Below are 419 nucleotides of genomic sequence, written 5' to 3'. Positions count from 1 at the left end.
ACTCTCACAAGGGGACAGCCCCTAACTACCATCGGCGCTGAGAAGCTTAACTTCCGTGTTCGGTATGGGAACGGGTGTGACCTTCTCGCTATCGCCACCAGACTATTTTTCAAAGACAAGTTTTATTATACCGTCTTTTTAGGATTTTTCAAGAGGAAATTTCATATTTTTCATTCCCTCAAAACTAGATAATGCATGAAGAAGTTTTCCGAGTATTCACCAATGACTTGTCTAGCTTCGGCTCCTAACTTCTCGGCCGTTTCGATCCATCCCTCCAAATCCCAAAACCAGGATTTGAATGGCCGGCTCTCCAACGTCTCTCGAAGTTGAACAGTCGCCTCCGCTTTTCGTTTTGGTTAAGTCCTCGATCGATTAGTATCAGTCAGCTCCACATGTCGCCACGCTTCCACCTCTGACCT

Annotated in this window: 1 rRNA gene; it reads right to left on the bottom strand. The window is 46.1% G+C overall.

Annotated elements, in window-relative coordinates:
• Positions 1–102: ribosomal RNA gene (rrf, locus tag JI665_RS28285) — 5S ribosomal RNA — on the bottom strand; the annotation flags it as partial.
• Positions 103–419: the final 317 nt, after the last annotated feature.

This window comes from Bacillus sp. NTK034 (assembly GCF_017303275.1).
In the GTDB taxonomy this organism is placed as follows: Bacteria; Bacillota; Bacilli; order Bacillales; family Cytobacillaceae; genus Cytobacillus.
Note: the sequence above shows the minus strand (reverse complement) of the source record. Positions and strands in the feature narration are given on the sequence as shown.